The organism is Streptomyces sp. NPDC001744, from assembly GCF_042892575.1.
Classification (GTDB): Bacteria; Actinomycetota; Actinomycetes; order Streptomycetales; family Streptomycetaceae; genus Streptomyces.
This window is the reverse complement of sequence record NZ_JBIAUG010000010.1, coordinates 142,784-162,132: the sequence shown is the minus strand read 5'-3', so window position 1 is coordinate 162,132 and position 19,349 is coordinate 142,784. Positions and strand designations below refer to the sequence as shown.

At 71.4% G+C, this 19,349-nt stretch carries 14 protein-coding genes; 1 reads left to right on the top strand and 13 read right to left on the bottom strand.

The features are described from left to right. Positions 1-146 precede the first annotated feature (146 nt). The 7 genes from ACFYZY_RS14770 to ACFYZY_RS14740 form a co-directional block, all read right to left on the bottom strand. Complete coding sequence (locus tag ACFYZY_RS14770; protein ID WP_388693482.1) at positions 147-1,259, bottom strand: ABC transporter ATP-binding protein; 1,113 nt, start codon at positions 1,257-1,259, stop codon at positions 147-149. After that, positions 1,252-2,310: an ABC transporter ATP-binding protein gene (locus tag ACFYZY_RS14765; protein ID WP_388693480.1), complete on the bottom strand. Its 1,059-nt coding sequence runs from the start codon at positions 2,308-2,310 to the stop codon at positions 1,252-1,254. The genes ACFYZY_RS14770 and ACFYZY_RS14765 overlap by 8 nt, the downstream gene beginning before the upstream one ends. Before the next feature lie 14 nt (positions 2,311-2,324). Continuing rightward, positions 2,325-3,281 (bottom strand): ABC transporter permease, encoded by a 957-nt coding sequence (locus ACFYZY_RS14760; RefSeq protein WP_388693478.1) that lies wholly within the window; start codon positions 3,279-3,281, stop codon positions 2,325-2,327. Then, entirely contained in the window at positions 3,274-4,206 is a 933-nt protein-coding gene (locus ACFYZY_RS14755) for an ABC transporter permease (RefSeq protein ID WP_388693609.1), read from the bottom strand. Before ACFYZY_RS14755 ends, ACFYZY_RS14760 begins: the two co-directional genes overlap by 8 nt. A 170-nt stretch (positions 4,207-4,376) precedes the next feature. Beyond that, positions 4,377-6,017, bottom strand: a complete 1,641-nt coding sequence (locus tag ACFYZY_RS14750) for an ABC transporter substrate-binding protein (protein WP_388693476.1) — start codon at positions 6,015-6,017, stop codon at positions 4,377-4,379. Between the two features lie 514 nt (positions 6,018-6,531). Then, complete coding sequence (typA, locus tag ACFYZY_RS14745; protein ID WP_388693474.1) at positions 6,532-8,433, bottom strand: translational GTPase TypA; 1,902 nt, start codon at positions 8,431-8,433, stop codon at positions 6,532-6,534. A 294-nt stretch (positions 8,434-8,727) separates the two neighbouring features. Beyond that, on the bottom strand, positions 8,728-11,172 hold the full coding sequence (locus tag ACFYZY_RS14740) for an ABC transporter family substrate-binding protein (RefSeq protein ID WP_388693472.1): 2,445 nt from the start codon (positions 11,170-11,172) through the stop codon (positions 8,728-8,730). Positions 11,173-11,517: 345 nt separating this feature from the next. On the opposite strand from ACFYZY_RS14740, the gene ACFYZY_RS14735 reads away from it, so the two are divergent. Continuing rightward, positions 11,518-12,222, top strand: coding sequence for a hypothetical protein (locus tag ACFYZY_RS14735; RefSeq protein WP_388693471.1), 705 nt, complete (start codon positions 11,518-11,520; stop codon positions 12,220-12,222). Positions 12,223-12,347: 125 nt separating this feature from the next. On the opposite strand, the gene ACFYZY_RS14730 is transcribed toward ACFYZY_RS14735, so the two are convergent. The 6 genes from ACFYZY_RS14730 to ACFYZY_RS14705 all read right to left on the bottom strand — a co-directional run bounded on the left by ACFYZY_RS14730 (position 12,348) and on the right by ACFYZY_RS14705 (position 19,284). Next, positions 12,348-14,912 carry a SpoIIE family protein phosphatase gene (locus ACFYZY_RS14730; protein WP_388693469.1) on the bottom strand — a complete coding sequence of 855 codons (2,565 nt, stop codon included), beginning with the start codon at positions 14,910-14,912 and terminating at the stop codon, positions 12,348-12,350. A gap of 144 nt (positions 14,913-15,056) precedes the next feature. Beyond that, complete coding sequence (locus ACFYZY_RS14725) at positions 15,057-15,479, bottom strand: ATP-binding protein (RefSeq protein ID WP_388693467.1); 423 nt, start codon at positions 15,477-15,479, stop codon at positions 15,057-15,059. A 143-nt stretch (positions 15,480-15,622) separates the two neighbouring features. After that, positions 15,623-16,108: a (deoxy)nucleoside triphosphate pyrophosphohydrolase gene (locus ACFYZY_RS14720; RefSeq protein WP_388693466.1), complete on the bottom strand. Its 486-nt coding sequence runs from the start codon at positions 16,106-16,108 to the stop codon at positions 15,623-15,625. A gap of 57 nt (positions 16,109-16,165) precedes the next feature. Continuing rightward, a complete protein-coding gene (locus ACFYZY_RS14715) occupies positions 16,166-16,345 on the bottom strand; it encodes an SPOR domain-containing protein (RefSeq protein ID WP_388693464.1) in 180 nt (59 codons plus the stop codon). A gap of 380 nt (positions 16,346-16,725) precedes the next feature. Further along, positions 16,726-17,478 carry a GntR family transcriptional regulator gene (locus tag ACFYZY_RS14710; protein ID WP_388693462.1) on the bottom strand — a complete coding sequence of 251 codons (753 nt, stop codon included), beginning with the start codon at positions 17,476-17,478 and terminating at the stop codon, positions 16,726-16,728. A gap of 228 nt (positions 17,479-17,706) precedes the next feature. Continuing rightward, complete coding sequence (locus tag ACFYZY_RS14705; RefSeq protein WP_388693460.1) at positions 17,707-19,284, bottom strand: S8 family serine peptidase; 1,578 nt, start codon at positions 19,282-19,284, stop codon at positions 17,707-17,709. Positions 19,285-19,349 lie beyond the last annotated feature (65 nt).

The window sequence follows — 19,349 nt, the reverse complement described above, 5'->3', positions numbered from 1 at the left end:
CAGGGCCGTACGGCTGCATGTTGTCGGCGTCCATCGGTGCGACGGCGGCTCGGACCGCCGCCGGGGAGCGGGAAGGGCACGCGAAACGGCCGGCCCCCGGCGCCGGGGGGGCGCCGGGGGCCGGCCGTGAGGAGCGAGTGGGGGTGTCAGTGCACCGGGACGACCTGCTTCTCCTCGGCGAAGTGGCACGCCGAGGAGTGGGCGGCGGGAGTGTCCTGGCCCTGGAAACGCTCCGGAACCGCGAGGAGGGGAACCTCCTGGGCGCACTTCTCCTGCGCCTTCCAGCAGCGGGTGCGGAAACTGCAGCCCGACGGCGGGTTCGCCGGCGAGGGGACGTCACCGGTGAGGATGATCCGCTCGCGGTGCGCGCGGGCCTCCGGGTCCGGCACCGGCACCGCGGAGAGCAGCGCCTGGGTGTACGGGTGCGTCGGGTGGTCGTAGATCTCCTCGTCCGTACCGATCTCGGCCATCTTGCCGAGGTACATGACGCCCACGCGGTCCGAGATGTGCCGGACGATCGACAGGTCGTGCGCGATGAAGAGGTAGGAGAGGTTGAACTCGTCCTGGAGCTTCTCCATCAGGTTGATGACCTGCGCCTGGACGGAGACGTCCAGGGCCGAGACCGGCTCGTCGCAGATGATGATCTCCGGGTTGAGCGCGAGGCCGCGGGCGATGCCGATGCGCTGGCGCTGGCCGCCGGAGAACTGGTGCGGGTAGCGGTTGATGTACTCGGGGTTCAGGCCGACGACGTCGAGCAGCTCCTGCACCTTGCGGCGCCGGTCGCCCTTCGGGGCCGTCTCGGGGTGGATGTCGAAGGGCTCGCCGATGATGTCGCCGACCGTCATGCGCGGGTTGAGCGACGTGTACGGGTCCTGGAACACCATCTGGATGTTGCGGCGGACGGCCTTCAGGGCGCGCCCGGACAGCTTGGTGATGTCCTGGCCCTTGTAGAAGACCTCGCCGGCGGTGGCCCGCTCCAGGTTCATCAGGAGCTTGGCGACCGTGGACTTGCCGCAGCCGGACTCGCCCACGATGCCGAGGGTCTCGCCCTGGTAGAGGTCGAAGGAGACCCCGTCCACGGCCTTGACCGCGCCGACGTTCTTCTTGAACAGGATGCCCTGCGTCAGCGGGAAGTGCTTCTTCAGGCCGCGCACCTGGAGGATGGGCTCGCCGCGCTCGACGGGCGCCTCGATGGCGGCGACCACGGCCTCTTCGTTGGCGGCGGCCACGGCCTCTTCGTTCTTGCCGATGTCAGCCATGGATCGTCTCCTTCCAGAAGTGGCAGGCGCTCTTGCGGCCCGGGAGGTCCGCGCCGTCCTGCTCGGTGACCGGGGCCAGGGGCGGGACCTCCGTGCGGCAGATGTCCTCGGCCCTGGGGCAGCGCGGGTTGAAGGCGCACCCGGTGGGAACGCGGAGCAGGTTGGGCGGCAGGCCCTTGATCGCGTACAGCTCCTGGCCCTTCTGGTCCAGGCGCGGGATCGAGTCGAGGAGACCTCGGGTGTACGGGTGCGCGGGGCGGCCGTACAGCTCGTGCACGGGCGCCTGCTCGACGATCCGGCCCGCGTACATCACGGCGATCTTGTCCGCGACGTCGGCGACGACGCCGAGGTCGTGGGTGATCAGGATCAGACCCATGTTGTATTCGCGCTGGAGCTCCGCGAGGAGGTCCATGACCTGGGCCTGGACGGTCACGTCGAGGGCCGTGGTGGGCTCGTCGGCGATGATCAGGTCCGGCTCCAGGGCGAGCGCCATCGCGATCATGATGCGCTGGCGCATGCCGCCGGAGAACTGGTGGGGGTAGTCGCCGACCCGCGCCTTGGCGGCGGGGATCTTGACCTTGTCCATCAGCTCGATGGCCTTGACCTTGGCGTCCTTCTTGGACAGGCCCTGGTGCACCCGGAACATCTCGCCGAGCTGGTAGCCGACGCTGAGGACCGGGTTGAGGGAGGACAGCGCGTCCTGGAAGATCATGGCGATCTTCTGGCCGCGGATCTTCCGGCGCTCCTCCTCGGACATCTTCAGCATGTCCTGGCCGCGGAAGAGGATCTCGCCCTGCGGGATCCTGCCGGGCGGCATGTCCAGGATGCCCATGACGGCCTGGGCCGTGACGGACTTGCCGGAGCCGGACTCGCCGAGGACGGCGAGGGTCTCGCCGGCGTTCACCGAGTAGTTGACGCCGTTGACCGCCTTGGCCACACCGTCGCGGGTGTGGAACTCGACGTGGAGGTCCTTCACTTCGAGCAGCGGACCGTTGTGGTCGCCGCCGTCGCGTGGCGCGGGGACGGCCGCGGTCTTGTCGATGATGCTCATCTTTTACGCCCTCCTCAGCGCAGCTTGGGGTCGAGGGCGTTGCGGACGGCTTCGCCGAGCATGATGAACGCCAGAACGGTGAGGCTCAGCATGATCGACGGGTACAGCAGGATGTGCTGCGCCGTACGGATCTGCTGGACACCGGCGGAGATGTCGACGCCCCACGAGATGGTCGGGGCGGCGAGGCCCAGGCCCAGGTAGGACAGGGTGGCCTCGGCCGAGATGTACCCGCCGAGCGCGATGGTGGCGACGACGATCACGGGCGCCATGGCGTTGGGCAGGATGTGCCGGAAGAGGATCCGGCCGGTGCCGGCGCCGAGGGCCTTGGCGGCGTGCACGTAGTCGGCCTGCTTGACCGTGATCACGGCGCCGCGCATGACGCGGGTCATCTGCGTCCAGCCGAGGAAGGCGAGGGCGAAGACGACGACCCAGACGGTCCGCTCGACGAACGCCTGCAGGATGACCATCGCGCCGAGCAGGAAGGGGATGCCGAAGAAGACGTCGGTGACCCGGGAGAGGACCGCGTCCACCCAGCCGCCGAAGTAACCGGCGATCATGCCCATGGCGCCGCCGATCACGGTGACGATCAGGGTGACGCAGATGCCGACGATGATCGAGGCGCGGGTGCCGTAGATCAGGCGGGCATAGACGGAGCGGCCCTGGATGTCGTAGCCGAGCCAGCCGGGGGAACCGATGTTGCCGAGTTCGGGCTTGCCGACGTAGTGCTTGACGAGGTCGCCGGCCGTGGGCGAGGCGCTGGTGAACACACTGGGGAACGCGGCGATGAACAGCAGGAAGAAGATCAGCACCGACGACACGAGGAAGTACGGGTTGCGGCGCAGGTCCCGCCAGGCGTCGCCCCAGAGCGAGCGGGGCTTGTCCGGCTTGCCCTGGGGGGCGGACGCTTCCACCGGAGGGGTGGTGACGGCGTCCACCGCCGTCGCGGCTGTGGTCTTGGTCGCGTCAGGCATACCGGATCCTCGGGTCCAGGACCGCGTACAGCAGGTCGATGAGCAGGCTGGTGACGAGGTAGACGACCACCAGGACGGTGACGAGGCCGACGAGCGTGCTGCCCTCGCGACGGGTGATCGACTCGGCGATCAGACCACCGACACCCTTGACGTTGAAGATGCTCTCGGTCACGACCGCACCGCCCATCAGGGCGCCGATGTCCGTGCCGAGGAAGGTGACGACCGGGATCATCGAGTTGCGCATGAGGTGGACACCGATGACGCGGCGCCGCGGCAGGCCCTTGGCGACGGCGGTCCGCATGTAGTCGGCCCTCAGGTTCTCCGCCATGGAGGTGCGGGTGAGCCGCGCCACGTAGGCGAGGGAGAGACCGCCGAGGACGACGGCGGGAGCGATCATCTCCGACAGGAGCTGGTCGTTGCTGACGAGCGGTTCGATCCAACCGAGCTGGAAGGCGAACACCAGCTTGATGAGGAAGCCCAGCACGAAGACCGGGATCGACATGATCAGCAGGGTGAAGATCAGGACGGCGTTGTCGGTCATGCGGCCGGCCCGGAGGCCGGAGATGACGCCGAGGCCGAGACCGAAGACGAGCTCGAAGGCGAAGGCGAGGGCCGCCAGCTGGATGGTGACGGGGAACGCGTCCCCCAGCACCTCGGTCACAGGCCGGTCGTTGCGGATCTGCGTACCGAAGTCGAAGTGGAAGATGATTCCACTGATGTAGTCCCAGTACTGCTTCAGGAGCGGCTGGTCGAGACCGAGCTTGTGTCTGATCTCCGCGATGGTCGCGGGGGACGCCCCCTTGTCGCCGAACAGACCGGCCACGGGGTCGCCGGGCAGGCTGTAGACCATGAGGAAGATCAGCAGGGTTGTCCCGAAGAAGACCGGGATCATCTGGAGCAGTCGTCGTGCGACATAGCGCCCCATCATGCCTCCGTTGAGATGTGACGGCCGCAGCCGAGGGCCCTCCCGCGACGTACCACCCGGATTCGGGCAGCACGGTGCCGTGGAAGGGCCCCCCAGCCGCTGCGTAAGGCGCCGGAACGGGACTGACGGACGGTCAGTCCCGTGACGGCGTGCGGACTACGCTCGGACGGTTACTTCTTGACCTCGACGCCGGTCAGGATCGGGTCGCCGTCCTGACCGTAAGCCACGCCCGAAACCTTCTCGGAGTAGCCCGCGTTGACCTTGTAGTACCAGAGCGGGATGGACGGCATGTAGTTGACCAGGTCCTTCTCGATGGCCTGGAACTCCTTGACCGACTGGTCCAGGGTCGGAGCGGAGTCCGCCTTGGCGATCTTGGCGTCCAGGTCCTTGTTGGAGAAGCCGCCCTGGTTGCCCGCCGCACCCGTACGGAACAGGTCCGAGATGAAGTTGGCGTTCACCGGGTAGTCGAGCACCCAGCCGGAGCGGTAGAACGACTTGACCTGCTTCGTCTTGCGAGCGGTCAGGTCGGCCTGGAAGTCCGGCTTGCCGTCACCGACACAGGCGACGCCCGTGGACTGGGTGATGGAGTTGCAGACCGCGTCCACCCACTCCTTGTGGCCGCCGTCGGCGTTGAACTGGATGGAGATCTTGTTGCCGGGGACGCCGCCGCCGGCCGCGATGAGCTCCTTGGCCTTCGCCGGGTTGAACTTGGTGACGTCGCCCGCGGCGTTCTCCTGGAAGCCCAGGACGCCCTTCGCGACCCAGCCCGACGCGGGCTCACGCGTGCCCTGGAGCACCGTCTTGGTGATCGTGGCGCGGTCGATGCCCATGGAGAGGCCCTGGATGACCTTGGGGTCGATCGGCTTGGGCTTGCTCCACTGGTCGGCGTAGAACGCGACGGCCATGGTCTGGACGGCGGAGTACGCCTGGTCCACGGCGCGGTCGCCGAGGTCCTGGCGGTAGACCGGCAGGTCCTTCGGGGCCAGCTGGCGCAGGACGTCGACGTTGCCCGACTTCAGGTCCTCGTACGCGGCCTCGAGGGTGGTGTAGTTCTTGAAGACCACACCGCCGTTCTTCGCCTTGTTCGGGCCCTTGTAGCCGTCGAAGCGGACGATCTCGATCTTCTTCTTGTGGTCCCAGCTCTTGAACTTGTAGGGACCGTTGCCGACCGGCTTCTGACCCGCGGCCTTGGGGTCCTTGTAGAAGGACTCCGAGAGCGGCGCGAAGACGATGTAGGCGAGCTTGTGCGAGAAGTACGGGACCGGCTTCGACAGCTCGATGGTGAAGGTGTTCTCGTCGACGACCTTCAGACCGTCCAGCTTGTCGGCCGTGGGCTTGGCGCCCTCCTCGGCCGGGCTGAGCTTCTCGAAGCCCTTGATGTCGGCGAACCACGAGTTCAGACCCATGGCGTTCTTGATGTTGGCGTTCCAGTTCCACGCGTCCACGTAGGACTTCGCGGTCACCGGGGTGCCGTCGTGGAAGGTCCAGCCCGGCTTGAGCTTGACGGTCCAGGTCTTCGAGTCCTGCGTGGTGACGGACTCGGCGTTGATCATCTCCAGCGAGCCGTCGGCCTTGTAGTCGACCAGGGTCGAGAACAGGCCGGCCATGACGGCGGAGCCGTTGGACTCCATCGTGTCACCGGTGTACAGCGGCTTCTCGGGCTCGCCCAGCTCCACCGAGAAGATTCCGTTCGGGTCAACAGCGCCCTTGGCGTCACTGCCGCCGTCGCTCTTCCCCCCGCCACAGGCGGTCGCAGCAAGGGCAACGATGATCGCGCCCGTTACCCACTTGGCGCTCTTGGCACCGCGCATGGGTTCCTCCTCATGAGTCCACTTTGTCACTACAAGGGGGGCACTCCAGGTTTCGCCGACACCCCTGACGGCTTCGCACCCAAGTACCCCGAGTGTGCTCGTGAGTCGGCACTCCCCACAGTGCGTGACCCATTGACCCGAGCTCAATGGAGCCAACTATTAAGTACGTCCGGGCCGTAAACCACACTTAAGTGGTCTCGGTTTGACAACATCACCATCTGTCCGGATACCGAAATCCGGACAAACTGAGCACAGACAGACACCCCCGAAACGGACCGTTAACGCACGTACCGGAGAGCGATGACCGGTATCCGGACACCGGGCCGCCGAAATGAGCTTGACGGAAGACGCCGAAAAGCCCGGGCCCCCACGGCTTCCGTGGGGGCCCGGGCTTCGTCACCGGCGTCGTACCGGCCGGGATCGGCGGGGGTCACGGGCTCGCGTGATCCGCCCCGCCGTCACCGGCCGCGCTCGTCCGTTCCCGTCCGTCTCCGGTACGCGGAACCGGCCCGGTTCAGGCGTTCTTGGCGCGCGAGGCCGAGCGGCCGCGCTCCTTCTGGTCCAGGACGACCTTGCGGATGCGCACGGCCTCCGGGGTGACCTCCACGCACTCGTCGTCGCGGCAGAACTCCAGCGACTGCTCCAGGGAGAGCTTGCGCGGCGGCACGATCGCCTCGAAGGAGTCGGCCGAGGAGGAGCGCATGTTGGTGAGCTTCTTCTCCTTGGTGATGTTGACGTCCATGTCGTCGGAGCGGGAGTTCTCGCCGACGATCATGCCCTCGTACACCTCGGTGCCGGGCTCGACGAACAGGACGCCGCGCTCCTGGAGGTTGGTCATCGCGAAACCGGTGACCGCGCCGGCCCGGTCGGCGACCAGCGAACCGTTGTTGCGGGTCGTCAGCGTGCCGAACCAGGGCTCGTGGCCCTCGTGGATGGAGTGGGCGATGCCCGTGCCGCGGGTCTGCGTCAGGAACTCCGTACGGAAGCCGATGAGGCCGCGCGACGGGACGACGAACTCCATGCGGACCCAGCCGGAGCCGTGGTTCGACATGTTGTCCATGCGGCCCTTGCGGACGCCCATGAGCTGCGTGACCGCGCCCATGTGCTCCTCGGGGACGTCGACCGTGAGGCGCTCGACGGGCTCGTGGACCTTGCCGTCGACCATCTTGGTGACGACCTGCGGCTTGCCGATGGTCAGCTCGAAGCCCTCGCGGCGCATCTGCTCGACCAGGATGGCGAGCGCCAGCTCGCCGCGGCCCTGGACCTCCCAGGCGTCGGGACGCTCGGTCTCCAGGACGCGGAGCGAGACGTTGCCGATGAGCTCGCGGTCCAGGCGGTCCTTCACCTGGCGGGCGGTGACCTTGCGGTCCTTGACGGCGGACTTGGCGTCCGCGCCCTTGCCGGTGCCGCCGCGGCCGACGAGCGGCGAGGTGTTGGTGCCGATGGTCATGGAGATGGCCGGCTGGTCGACCGTGATCAGCGGCAGCGCGACCGGGTTCTCCGGGTCGGCCAGGGTCTCGCCGATCATGATGTCGGGGATGCCGGCGACGGCGCAGATGTCACCGGGGCCCGCCACCTCGGCCGGCTTGCGGGTGAGCGCCTCGGTCATCATCAGTTCGGTGATGCGGACGTTGGAGATCGTGCCGTCCCGCTTGATCCACGCGACCGTCTGGCCCTTGCGCAGCTCGCCCTGCTCGACGCGGAGCAGCGCGATGCGGCCGAGGAAGTTGTCGGCGTCGAGGTTGGTGACGTGGGCCTGGAGCGGCGCGTCCTCCTCGTACGTCGGGGCCGGGACGTGCTCCAGGATGGTGGAGAAGAACGGCTCCAGGTTGTCGCTGTCGGCGGGGACGGTGCCGTCCTCCGGCTTGGTCAGCGAGGCGACGCCGTCACGGCCGCAGGCGTAGACGATCGGGAACTCGATCTGGTCCTCGTCCGCGTCCAGGTCGAGGAAGAGGTCGTAGGTCTCGTTGACGACCTCGTCGATCCGGGAGTCCGGGCGGTCCGTCTTGTTGATGCAGAGGATGACGGGCAGGCGCTGCTGGAGGGCCTTGCGCAGCACGAAGCGGGTCTGCGGGAGGGGGCCCTCGGAGGCGTCCACGAGGAGGACGACCGCGTCCACCATCGACAGGCCGCGCTCGACCTCGCCGCCGAAGTCGGCGTGGCCGGGGGTGTCGATGATGTTGATCGTGATCGGGGCCCCGCCGTCCTTGGGGTGGTACTTCACCGCCGTGTTCTTGGCGAGGATCGTGATGCCCTTCTCACGCTCCAGGTCGTTCGAGTCCATCATGCGGTCGTCGAGCTGCTGGTGGGCGGCGAAGGCACCGGCCTGCTTGAGCATGGCGTCGACGATGGTCGTCTTGCCGTGGTCGACGTGGGCGACGATGGCGACGTTACGGATGTCGTGGCGCGTGGGCATGGGTGGCTTGCGCTTCTCTCAGCTCGGGGGAATCGGCGTCAGTTCCTCTTACGCCCGCCGGGCGGACGCGCCACGGCTCTGTCCATGGTACGGGGCTGCCGCGCAAGGGGCTTCCCCGACCGGAATCCGAGAGGGTTTCACGGGGGGTTTCGCTGGGGGGTCCGCAGGAGCGGGAAAGGCCGTGCGACCGGGTCAAAGGGGCCGTCGCGATCGTGCCCGCCGGGGTCGCCGGCGGGCAAGGAAGTTGAGCGGATTCTGAGGTTCTGACCTGCGGTTCCAGCGCTTTCAGCGGTTTCAGCGGTTTCGTTCGGCGCCCTTGGGGGTCTCCTTCTTCCTGAAGCCGATGTCCTGGTAGCGCGGGGCGGCGAACCCCCAGGCCCCCGCGTTCACCAGGTCGGCCCTGGCGGCCACGAGCTGCGGGCGCTGGTAGAGGGGGAGGGAGCCGGCCGCGGCCCAGATCCGGGCGTCGGCCTGGCGCACGAGTTCGCGGGCCTCCTCCTCGTCGAGCGTGCCCGCCGCCTGGTCGAAGAGCTGGTCGATGCGGTCGGTGCCGACGCGGGAGTAGTTCTGCTCGACCACGAGCGAGCCGTCCGAGGCCGGCTCGGGCTTGGCGAAGATCGGCCGGGCGTCGGTCGCCGGGAAGGCGGAGGCGGGCCAGGAGTAGAGGGCGAGGTCGTAGTCGCCCGAGGCGATGTGGTCCTTGAAGAAGCTCTCGTCGGAGACCTTGGTGACCTCGGTCCGGATGCCGACCGCGTCGAGCATCCGCACGACCCGGTCCCCGACCGCCCGCAGCGACTCGGAGCCCGGCCCGGACGGCAGGACGAAGCGGAGGCTGAGCGCCTTGCCGTCCTTGCCGAGGGCCTGGCCGGCTCCGGGCACGGCCACGGGAGCGGCGGTGCCGCGCGGGGCGTAGGCCCCTGCCATCCCCCGGTCGGACCCGGCGACGGGCCGGGCCCCGGCCCGCGCGGCGGAGCCCGTACCGGTGTCGAGGGCCTCGGCGCGGGCGTAGAGGGCGGCGCTCTGGCGGGCGGCGGCGGGCGCGGGGGCGAGGACGTGGGTGCCGCTCCCGGGAACGTCATCGGCGGGGACGGCGGGGACGGGGGCGGCCGGGCGGTCGCCCGGCTTGTCGTCGCCGACGATGTAGAGGCCCTCGTCGGAGGGGACGTCGCCGCTCTTCTTCCCGGCACCGGTGGGGGTGGCGGTGACGGTGCCGGCGGCCCTGTCCCCGCCGGTCTCCTCCCCCGCGCCCCCGTCGGCCTTCTCCGCGTCCTTGCGGGCCTTCTCCGCCGCGTCCTTCTCGGCCTCGCTGCCCGCCTTCGTGCCGGCCTGCTTCCTGGCCGCCCCGCCCGGGACCCAGCCCGCGTCGGCGAGGAGCGCCCGTGCCTCCTGGACGTCCTGGCCGCCGAGGGCGTCGCTGCCGTCCGCGTACGCCGCCTGCCCGGCGAGGGCCAGGTGGCTGCCGGGGGGCTCCGCCGGGAGACCGAGGGGCTTGAGCACGGACTCGGCCAGCTCCCGGCGGTCGATGGCGCGGGCCACCGCGCGCCGCACCCGTTCGTCGGAGAGCGGCCCGGACTCGCCGTTCAGGGAGAGCTGGGTGTAGGCGGGCTCCAGGGACTTGCGGACCACGTACTTCGCCAGGCCGTCCTGCGCGCTCGCGTACCGGGCGATCGCCTCCTGGTTCTTCGCGCGGGCCGCCCTGACCTCCGCGGCCCGCTCCTCGTCGGAGCCGTGGGCGAGGGCCCAGGACTTCAGGGCCTGGGAGGGGGTGATCGAGGAGCCGGGGCCGTGGGCGAGGGCGGCCTGCGCGCCGTTCCGCCCGGCGCGCGCGTCCCGGAGCGCGAGGGCGATCCGCCCGGCCGTGGAGCCGTCGATGTCGGCCAGGTCGAGCGCGCCGGCCGCGAGGGCGTCGGCCCGCTCGGAGCGGGGGACGGCCCTGAGGACGACGCTGTCGAGCTTGGCGGGCTGCCCCCACCAGCGGGGGTTGCGGGCGAGGGTCACGTCACCGGTCTCGCGGTCGACCGACTTCAGCAGGAACGGTCCGGCGGTGGCCTTCAGGGCGGTGCGCGCCCCGTCGTTGAAGGAGGCCGGGGACCCCATCACCTGCTTCGGGTAGAGGGGGGTGAAGAGGGACTGCCAGTCGGCGTACGGCTTGGAGAAGGTGACCCGGACCTCCAGGTCGTTCTTGCCGCGCTCGATCTTCTCGATCCGCTCGTAGCCGGAGTTCCGGGCGGTCCAGTACGCGGTGTCGCGACCGCTCAGGGCCCGCCACTGGGCGACGAAGTCGGGCGCCCCGATCTCGCGGCCGTCGCTCCACACCGCCTGCTGGTTGAGCTTGTAGAGGACGACCTGCTTGGGCTCGACCTCGATGACCTGCGCGGACTCCAGGTAGTCGGGGTTCCGCTGCGGCCTGCCCCGCTGGTCGAGGGTGTAGAGGGCGGGGAGCACGGCCCCGGCGATGCGGGAGGTGGCGCCGTCGGCGTCGGCCTGGAAGGCGTTGAGGGTGGCGGGGGCCGCGTCGACGGCCCAGCGCAGGGTGCCGCCGTCGGCGACCCGGTCGCGGGCGGCGGGCGCGTTGTCCTGGGCGGCGGCCGGGGCCCCGCCGTCCTCGTCGTCGGAGCTGCATCCGGCGAGGACGCTGACGCCGAGGACGGCGCTGGTGAGGGCGGCGACGGTGCGGAGCGTGCGGGAGCGGGGGCTCCTGGGGCATGTCCCCCCGCGAGGGGCGCCGATCTGGGACATGACTTGTACCCCTTCGTCCAGATTCATTCCATTTGGAGATGATCACACCTCCTGCTCATCCACTGAAAAGGAAGGAAGGAATCCAGCCAGGAAGGCGGGGCCGGGTGGCCGGAAAACGCCACTCGTGCGGCGGAACGGGAGGCGGGACGGGCGGGGGTGGCCGGTCGACGGGGGCGGGGAGGGTGGCCGGTCGGCGAGGACGGGCGGGCGGCGGGAGGGGGGACGGGCACCCCGGCCGTGCGGGTCCGGCTCCCGGGTGCCGCCACCGGAGGGTGCCCGCCCGGCACCGGCTCCGGGCGGATAGCCCGATCGCGGGCCGACATACCCGGACATAACCTCACTCTTGTGACGCGAACAGCCCCCCGAGCCCTCTTCGCGGTACTGGTGGCGGTGTGGTGGCTCGTCGTCCCCGCCGCGCCCGGCGCCCGCGCCGCCGGCCCCGGCGGCACGGACGGCACCTCCGCCTCCGACCTGATCCTGCCCGTGGTGCTGGTCGTCGGCGCCGGTGCCGTGGGCGCGTACACGTACGCCGAGCGGCGCCGGCGGATCCGGACCCGCACCACCCCTCGGGACGGACAGGGCTGGGGGCCGCCGAAGGGGCCCGCGCCGCCGTCCCTGGACGAGCTGGACGGACGGGCCCGCCGGGCCCTGGCCGCCACCGGCGAAGCCGTCCGCGCCGGCCGGGAGGAGCTGGGTCCCGCGTCGGCCCGGTTCGGCGAGGAGGCGGTCCGGCCGTTCGCCGAGGCCGTCGACTTCGCCGGGGAGCGGCTGGCGGCCTCGTTCCGGCTGCGGCGGGGACTGGACGGCGCCTCCCCCGGGGACGACGCGACCCGCCGGGCCCTGCTGGAGGAGATCCTCCGGTGCTGCGCGGAGGCGAACGAGCGGCTCGACTCCCAGGCCGGGCCCTTCGACCGGCTGCGGGCCCCGGGGCGGACCGCCGGCGAGGCCCCGGCGGACGCGCGGGAGCGCGGGTCGGGCGTGGACCGCGACGGCGCGGAACCGCAGGGCGGACGCCCTGAAGAACCTCGACGCACCCGGCCCTGGCAGTGAGCCGAACCGCTCCCGGGGCGAGGCGCGCCGGGAGCGGGGGCCGCCCGGCGGCGCCCGAGGAGTGACCCGGGGCCGTACGCGCGGGGGCGCACGTACGCGTCCCGGCGGTCGCTCCGCCGGGGCGCTCAGAACATGCTGAGGAGCTGTTCCACCGTGGGCTCCCGGTCCCCCTCGCCGTCCGGCAGGGCCAGTTCGAACCAGACGGTCTTGCCGCGCGGGGTGCGGCGCGCGCCCCAGGAGGAGCTGAGCAGTCCGACGAGCTGGAGGCCCCGGCCGCCCTCGTCGGTGTCCCGGGCCCGGCGGCGGCGGGGCTGGACCAGCCCCGCGTCCCAGACCTCGCAGACCAGGGTGCGGTCGCGCAGCAGACGCAGCCGGATCTCCCCCTCGCCGTAGCGCAGCGCGTTGGTGACGAGTTCGCTGACGAGGAGTTCGACGGTGTCGACGAGCGGTTCGAGGCCCCAGGCCGCGAGCTGGGCGCGGGCGAGTTCGCGGGCCCGGCCGACCGAACGGGGCTCCCTGGGCAGCCGCCAGTCGCCGACCGCCTCGCCGGGCAGCCCCTGGACCCTCGCCATGAGAAGGGCGATGTCGTCCTCGCCGTGTCCGGTGTTCAGGCTGGTGAGGACCCGGTCGCAGACGTCCTCCAGGGGGCGGGCGGGATCGGTGAGGACGCGCCGGAAGGCGCCGAGGCCCTCGTCCAGGGGGTGGTCGCGGGATTCGACGAGACCGTCGGTGTAGAGGGCGAGGAGGGCGCCCTCCGGCAGCTCGACCTCGACCTCCTCGAAGGGCTCGCCGCCGACCCCGAGCGGTACCCCGGGGGGCACGTCGACCAGGGCGGCCGCCTTGCCGGGCTCCACCAGGACCGGCGGCAGGTGCCCGGCGTTGGCGAAGGTGCAGCGGCGGGTGACCGGGTCGTAGACGGCGTAGACGCAGGTGGCGAGGTAGACCTCGGAGAGTTCGGGGCCGCGCGACTTGTGCGCGCGGGACTGCTGGGCGCCGATCGGCGCGCCGAGGCCGCAGGCGATCTCGTCCAGGTGGGAGAGGACCTCGGCCGGTTCCAGGTCGAGTTGGGCGAGGGTCCGGACGGCGGTGCGCAGTTCGCCCATGGCGACGGCGGCGCGCAGGCCGCGGCCCATGACGTCCCCGATGACGAGGGCGGTGCGGTGGCCGGGGAGTTCGATGACGTCGAACCAGTCGCCGCCGACCTCGGTGGCGTCGGTGCCGGGGAGGTAGCGACAGGCGATGTCGAGCCCCGCGGCCTCGGGGTCGCCGGGCGGGAGCAGGCTGCGCTGGAGGATCAGGGCCCGCTCGTGCTCGCGGCGGTAGAGGCGGGCGTTGTCGATGCAGACGGCGGCGCGGGCGGCGAGTTCGGCGGCGAGGGCCCGGTCGCGCTGGCCGAAGGGTTCGCTGCCCTTGGCGCGGGAGAACTGGACGAGGCCGATGACCGTCTCGTGGGCGGTCATCGGGACGACGAGGGTGGACTGCGCGAGATCGCCGTCGGCGCCCGGCACCGTACGGATCCGGCCCGTGCGGAGGGCCCCGGCGTACGGGGAGTTGAAGGGGTAGCGGTGGACGGACCCGACCTCGACGGGCACGGTCCCGGGCCGGCCGTCCGGCGCGTGCCCCCCGTCGCTCCGGAGGGGGGTGTCGGAGACGGCGCTGGCGAAGGCGACCCGGCGGAGTTCGGCGCTGCCGGCCCCGTGGCCGGCGTCGTGGGGGCTCCCCCACCGGCCGGGCGGTGCCTCGTCACCGGTCAGCAGGGTCTGGTAGAGGTCGACGGACGCGAGGTCGCAGAAGCCGGGCACGGCGACGTCGAGGAGTTCACGGGCGGTGGCCTCCAGGTCGAGGGAGTTGCCGATGCGGGCGCCCGCCTGGTTGAGGAGGGCCAGGTTGCGCCGGGCGCTGGCGGCTTCCCTGGCCGCGTTGTGGCGGCGGGTGATGTCGATGCCGAGGCCCGCGACGCCGATCGGGCGGCCGGATCCGCTGTGCACCCGGTAGAGGTTGACGGACCAGTGGCGGCGGTCCCTGGCGCCGGGGGCGGCGCCGACGACGCGCAGGTCGGTGACGGATTCCCCGGTCTCCAGGACCCGCCGGAGGGCGGCGGTCATCCGTTCGGCCTCGGACCGGCCGAGGTAGTCGCGGACGGTACGGCCCCGGTGGTCGTCGGCCTCGCCGCCGAAGACGGTGGCGAAGCGCCGGTTGGCCCGCTTCACGGTGAGATCGGTGTCGAAGAGGAGGAAACCGAAGGGGGACTGGCCGAATATCGCCTGGGAGGCGGCGAGGTCGGTCTCGATGCGGCGGAGGGCGCGCACGTCGACGACGACGCACAGCGCGGCCCGCTCCCCGGTCCGGGTCTCGCTCGGCATGACGTACATCTCGGCCATGCCGTGGGGCTCTTCCTCACCGGGCGCCCGGAAGGGGACGAGGCCCGTCCACTCCTCGCCGTCGAGGATCTCCTTGACCTGCTGGTAGCCGCGTTCATGCAGGTCGGCGGGCATGAACGCCTCCACGGGGTCCTTGCCCACGGCCTCTTCCGCGGTGACCCCGAAGAGCTCCGCGGCCCTCCGGCTCCACTGCTCGACCCGTCCGTCCGGACCGATCGAGAAGGAGGCCACGCGGATGTAGTCGTAGAGAGAGCCGGGCGTGCCGCTCTGCCACACGACGCCGCCCGCCGTCCCAGGTATTTCGCTCACGCGACCGTCCCCTCCAGCTCACCGCACCGGACCGGCCGTCCCCGCGGTGTGCGATGCGGCGAGTCCCGGTGGCGCGACGTCCACGATCACAGGGTGGTCCCGGTGGTCCCGCTCCGAGTACCGGTGATCGTCGTCCCTCCCTCTTTACTCACCAGGGAGAGCCAGCTCGAACCATACGGTTTTGCCGGTCGTTCCCTTGCGGGTACCCCAGCGGCGCGCGGTGCACGCCACGAGGCCGAGGCCCCGTCCCCCCTCGTCGTCGGGTCCCGGGGCCCGGGTGGTCGGCGGTTCCGGAAGCGGATCGGAGACTTCCACGAGGAGCGCCGGTGCGCGCGTCGCGTCGGTGCCGCCCGGGGGGAGCCGGGCCAGCCGGACCCCGATGGGACCGCAGGCGTACCGCAGGGAGTTGGTCACCAGCTCGCTGACCAGCAGGACGGTCACGTCGCCGAGGACGGCGTCGAGTTCCCAGGCCCGCAGGGTCTCGCGCACCGCGTGGCGGGCCGTGCGCACGGCGTCCGCCTCCGCCGGGAAGTTCCACTCGGCCCGATGGCCGTCGGTGCCGATCACACCCGATCACTTCCCCAGCCGTACGGCAGCGGAGGGCCCACGTCCTCTTGCGAGGGATCAATGGGTACATACCCACCATTCAGTGCACGTTATCCCACCGGGGGGCGGCTGCGGGCGCACGGTGGCACGAACGGCGTAGGGGCTCAGTTCCGTGCTCCTCGGGAGGGCACGGCCGGGAGCCTCAGCGCGGCTTCCGCGACGGCGGGACGGTCCTGATCGAGCCAGTCGACCGAGTCCACCTCGGGCCGGGCGAGCCAGCGCAGTTCGTCGTGGTCCTCCAGGGGGCGCGGCTCGCCGGAGAGCAGGCGGGCGGTCCACACGCGCAGCACGTACCCGGGCTTCAGCGGCCACTCGCCGGGGATGCGCTCCCCCGGTTCGGCCTCCACGCCCAGCTCCTCCCGGAGCTCCCGGACCAGGGCCTCCTCCGGGGACTCGCCCGGTTCGACCTTGCCGCCGGGCAGTTCCCAGCGGCCGGCCAGGTCGGCGGGGGCGCTGCGCCGCGCGGCGAGCAGACGTCCCCGGTCGTACAGGGCGCCCGCGACGACGACCACGACCCCGGCGTCCCGGTCGGGACCGGGGGCGCGGCGGGACTCGTGGGGCGCGGCGGGGCCGGTGGCGCGTTCCGTCATGGACGCGAGCGTAGCCGGGTGCGGACGGCGTCCCACGGGGCCCGGGGACCGCCGCGCTCAGAGGGCGGGGCTGCCGACGCGCTCGATGCAGTAGAGCCGCTGGTGGCCGCGGTCGTCGAGGCTGTCCGCGACCTTCTGCGCCTCGTCCCGGGTCGCGTACCGCCCCACCCGGTAACGGTTGCCGTTCTCGTCCTGCCGTATGACGTGCCAGGGGAGGACAGGGCCGCTGTCGGTCATCAGGCTTCTCCCTCCGCCGCTCCGGGCGTCGCCGAGGATCTCCGGGAAACCGCGATCCGCATATGCCGAAGCTTACGCCTGACCTTCACACAGCGGATATGAGTTTTCACGAAGAGGCACGGATCGGCCGGTTACTGACGGAGGGAGGCCGAAGCCGTGCCACGGACCGGCTCCGGGACGGCGGGCGGGGGCGGAAGGAAGGGGGCGCGACCGTCCGGCGCGGGCGGAGGGAACGGGGCGTCGCGGGCCTGCGCGGGCGGAAGGAGCGGGGCGTGGCGGTCCGGCGCCCGCTCGGGCGGGGGAAGCCGGCCCCTCTCACCGCTCCACCGCCCCCTTCACGTCGCGTCGCGTCGCGTCACTTCACTTCACTTCACTTCACTTCACTTCACCGGCAAGTGGTACGCGATCCGGTAGCGGTCGGCCGGGACCACGACGTCCGCCGTCTCGACGGCGCGCCCCGACGCGTAGTAGGTCCGCTCCACGACCATCACCACGTGGCCCGGGACCCCGCCGAGCGCCAGGAGTTCCTCCGCGAGGCCCGGCCGGGCGCCGACCTCCTCCACCACGTTGTCCACGACGACGTCGATGGCGGCCATCCGCTCGACGACGCCGCAGCCGCCCAGGGGGCCCTCCTCCGGCAGCATGACCGGGGTCCGGCCGGTGACGGCCAGGGGCTCCCACGAGGTGGAGACCATCATGGGCTCGCCGCCGTCCCGGTACACGTACCGCGTGCGCATCACCCGCTCCCCCCGCTCGATGCCGAGCCGCTCGGCCACCTCGGCGCTCGCGGGCTCCTGCTCGCTGTTCGACTCCCAGGTGCCCCGGGCCCCTTCGGCCGCCTGCTCCTGGCGGAAGGGGCTGGCGCCGGTGGCGGGACGGTAGCCGGAGCGGGCGATCCGGCGCGGCACCGGGCGCTCCCGCACGTACGTCCCCGAGCCCGAGCGGCCCTCCACGAGCCCCTCGGCCATCAGTACCTTGCGGGCTTCCAGTGCGACGGTGTCCGACACCCCGTACTCCTCGCGGATGCGTGCCTGCGAGGGGAGGCGGGTATGAGGCGGAAGCGAGCCGTTGGCGATCTTCTCCCTCAGATCGCTCGCCACGCGCAGGTAGGCGGGCTGCTCACCGAACGTCACTGGACACTCCCCTCAGGTTGACTGTCAGCTACAGACTGACAACCGAGGGTCGCGAACCGCAAGCATGGGCCAGAGTTTCACTCGAAGTGATGAAGCTGGGCGGTCGCCCCGGTCCGACGGCCCGCCGCCGGGCCGGACGCGCGACGCGAAGGGGGCGGCCGCCCGCCGGCGGCCGCCCCCTCGGGACTCATGCCCCGCGCGTCCGGCGCGGAGCGGGATCGGTCCGGGTCAGAACTGCAGTCCCCAGGAGTCGATCCTTCCGGTGTCGTAGGTCGCGTTGTCCGTGACCCGCAGCTTCCACGTGCCGTTGGCGACCTCCGAGGAGGCGTCCACGGTGTACGTGGTGTTGATGTTGTCCGCGCTGCCGCCGGTGCCGAACGCCTTCAGCGTGTACGCCGAACCGTCGGGGGCGACGAGCTGGACCTGGAGGTCACCGATGTAGGTGTGGACGATGTTCACCGGCACCTTGAGGGCGGCGGGGGCGTTGCCGGTGACGCCGGTGACGGTGATCGGGGACTCGACGGTCGCCCGGTCGGGGACGGCGTAGTCCGTGGTGTTCTCGAAGTTCTTGCCGGTGGGCGGCGGGGTGGTGCCGCCGTCACCGACGTACAGGAGCTTGTTCGGGGAGCCGGAGCCCGGGTTGGTCACGACGTTCGGGGTGGCCGCGGCCGCCAGGGCCGCCGAGACCTGGGCCGGGGTCGCCGTCGGGTTGGCGGCGAGGTACAGCGCGGCGGCACCGGCGACGTGGGGGGACGCCATGGACGTGCCGGAGATGGTGTTGGTGGCGGAGTCGCCGGAGTTCCAGGCCGAGGTGATGGAGGAGCCCGGGGCGAAGAGGTCCAGTATCGAACCGTAGTTGGAGTAGCTCGCCCGGGCGTCGGAGCTCGTGGTGGCGCCGACCGTAATGGCCTCCGCGACCCGCGCCGGCGAGTAGTTGGAGGCGTTGGCGCCGTCGTTGCCCGCCGCGACCGCGTAGGTGATCCCGGAGGCGATGGAGGTGCGGACGGCCTCGTCGAGGACGCTGTCCACGCCGCCGCCGAGGCTCATGTTGGCGACGGCCGGCTTCACGGCGTTCTTCGTCACCCAGTCGATGCCCGCGACGACCTGCTCGGTCGTGCCGGAACCGGAGTTGTCGAGGACGCGGACGCCGACGACCTTCGCCTTCTTGGCGACGCCGTAGGAGCTGCCCGCGACGGTGCCCGCGACGTGGGTGCCGTGGCCGTGGCCGTCCTGGGCGACGTTGTCGTTGTCGATGGCGTCGTAGCCGTTGGCGGCGCGCCCGCCGAAGTCGCCGTGGCTGATGCGCACGCCGGTGTCGATGACGTACGCGGTGACGCCCTGCCCCCCGGCGTCCGGGTAGGTGTAGTTCTGGTTGAGCGGAAGGGCCTTCTGGTCGATCCGGTCGAGGCCCCAGGACGGCGGGGAGGGTTGCGTGGCGTCGATCGTGAAGACCCGGTTCTGGACGACGGACTTCACGGCCGGGTCGGCCGCGAGCTTCCTCGCCTGCGCCTCGGAGAGCTGCACGGAGTAGCCGTTGACCGCCGAGGTGTACGTCCGCTTGATCTTCGCGCCGAACCTGGCGGCGACCGCGCGGCCCGCGGCCGTCTCGGCCGGTGCCGACTCGTCGAGGGTGACGATGTAGCTGCCGGGGACGGTGCCCTCGGCCCCGGCGTTCTCGATGACGCCTTCCGGGGCGGCCGGGGCGGCGGTGGCGGGCAGGGCGGAGAGGGAGCCGAGGGCGAGGGCGGCGACGGCGATGGCCGAGGCGGTGGCGATTCTGCGACGCGAGTCACGCATCACTGACATGCGAGGGGTCCTCCTCATCGGGGCGCGCTTCCGTGGCGGCGCGCTTCTGTGGGGGGTTGTCGTGG

Excerpts from the sequence above, each read along its gene's own strand:
- ACFYZY_RS14740 (WP_388693472.1), bottom strand. The coding sequence starts at position 11,172 with ATGTCCCAGATCGGCGCCCCTCGCGGGGGGACATGCCCCAGGAGCCCC.
- ACFYZY_RS14720 (WP_388693466.1), bottom strand. The coding sequence starts at position 16,108 with ATGACGGAACGCGCCACCGGCCCCGCCGCGCCCCACGAGTCCCGCCGC.
- ACFYZY_RS14750 (WP_388693476.1), bottom strand. The coding sequence starts at position 6,017 with ATGCGCGGTGCCAAGAGCGCCAAGTGGGTAACGGGCGCGATCATCGTT.
- ACFYZY_RS14755 (WP_388693609.1), bottom strand. The coding sequence starts at position 4,206 with ATGGGGCGCTATGTCGCACGACGACTGCTCCAGATGATCCCGGTCTTC.
- ACFYZY_RS14760 (WP_388693478.1), bottom strand. The coding sequence starts at position 3,281 with ATGCCTGACGCGACCAAGACCACAGCCGCGACGGCGGTGGACGCCGTC.
- ACFYZY_RS14765 (WP_388693480.1), bottom strand. The coding sequence starts at position 2,310 with ATGAGCATCATCGACAAGACCGCGGCCGTCCCCGCGCCACGCGACGGC.
- typA (WP_388693474.1), bottom strand. The coding sequence starts at position 8,433 with ATGCCCACGCGCCACGACATCCGTAACGTCGCCATCGTCGCCCACGTC.
- ACFYZY_RS14715 (WP_388693464.1), bottom strand. The coding sequence starts at position 16,345 with ATGACCGACAGCGGCCCTGTCCTCCCCTGGCACGTCATACGGCAGGAC.
- ACFYZY_RS14705 (WP_388693460.1), bottom strand. The coding sequence starts at position 19,284 with ATGTCAGTGATGCGTGACTCGCGTCGCAGAATCGCCACCGCCTCGGCC.
- ACFYZY_RS14770 (WP_388693482.1), bottom strand. The coding sequence starts at position 1,259 with ATGGCTGACATCGGCAAGAACGAAGAGGCCGTGGCCGCCGCCAACGAA.